Source organism: Campylobacter concisus (assembly GCF_003048445.1).
In the GTDB taxonomy this organism is placed as follows: domain Bacteria; phylum Campylobacterota; class Campylobacteria; order Campylobacterales; family Campylobacteraceae; genus Campylobacter_A; species Campylobacter_A concisus_BF.
The window spans coordinates 1-1387 of the sequence record NZ_PIQW01000036.1 but is presented as its reverse complement, the minus strand read 5'-3'; the positions used below and the strand labels follow the sequence as shown (position 1 = coordinate 1387).

Genomic DNA, 1387 nt, shown 5'->3' with positions numbered 1-1387 from the left:
CAGCTATAGCTAAGAACGAATTTGGTGAGAGTGGTTCAAGTAATGAGGCTACAATAGAGCTTGATACAATAGCTCCAGTTATCAAAGAGGTTACAATAACTCCGATCGATACTGCTGCTAAAGCCGATGATACAGCAGAAGCAACTCTTATAGTAGGTGTTACAGATACTCCTCATGCTACCGTCATAGCTAAAGATAAAGATGGAAATTTCTTGGGTAGAGCCGACGCTAATGATAAAGGTGGCTTTGTTATAGACGCCAAACCTGTTAATCCTGGCGATAAAGTGGTCTTTGAAGTGACAGATAAAGCTGGCAATACTAGTGAAAGCGAATTTAAAGCTGGTGATTTAGCTCATCCAAATGATCATACAGCTCCAAAAGTAGATATCGAGACTGTAACTCCAGTAGATGAGACCAAACCATCAGATGGTACTCCAGATAAAGGTATCGTAAAAGGTAAATCAGACGAGCCAAATGCTCCAGTAGTTGTTACTGATGAAAATGGTAAAACAATAGGCACTGGCACAACTGATGATAAAGGAAATTTCGAAGTTACAACTGATCCAATCAAACCAGGTGATAAAGTAACCGTAGAAGTAACTGATAAAGCTGGTAACAAAGGTAAAGATACTGAAACTGCTGGCGATACGGATATCATTCATAAAGATCTTCCAGAAGTTCCAGTAATCAATGAAGTAATCGATAATGTTAAGGGCTATGGAGAAGATACTAAAGTGGGCAATATTCTTGATGTTGAAGGTCATTTAACAAATGATAAAACTCCAACCATCAAAGGAACAGCAAAAGCTGGATCAACAGTTGTAATCTATGATAATGGTGTTGAGATCGGCAAAATAGAAAATGCAGATGCTAACTGGGAATTTACAACTTCAGAACTTACTAAACAAGGCGAGCATAAATTTACAGCAATTGCTGTAAATAAATTTGGTAAGAGCGCACCAAGCAATGAAGCTACAATCGATCTAGACTCAATCGCTCCAAAACTTGACAATGTTAAAATCACTCCAATAGATACAAATAGCAAAGCTGATGATACAGCAGAGCTAACTATGGGAACAGGTCATACAGATGAGCCAAATGCTGAGATATTATTTAGAGATGAAAACAACAACATTATAGGAAAAGGTCACGCTAATAATGCAGGTGACTTCGTAATTCAACTAGATAAAGCCATTCAGCCAGGTACTCCAGTATTTGTTCAAGCAATAGACAAAGCTGGTAACGTAGGTACAGATAGAGTTGAAGCTGGCAATATAGAGCATCCAAACGATCATACAGCCCCATCTGATCCAACAATCACATTTGTTGAAGATACTAATCCAAAAGATGGCAAGCTAAATAAAGCTGAAAACGGTAGCGATAGTGA

Annotated in this window: 1 protein-coding gene; it reads left to right on the top strand. The window is 38.3% G+C overall.

The annotated features are described in order from the left end of the window. Positions 1–1387, top strand: a 1387-nt coding sequence (locus CVT14_RS10575; RefSeq protein ID WP_199907343.1) for an Ig-like domain-containing protein, incomplete at both ends; no start/stop codon positions are given.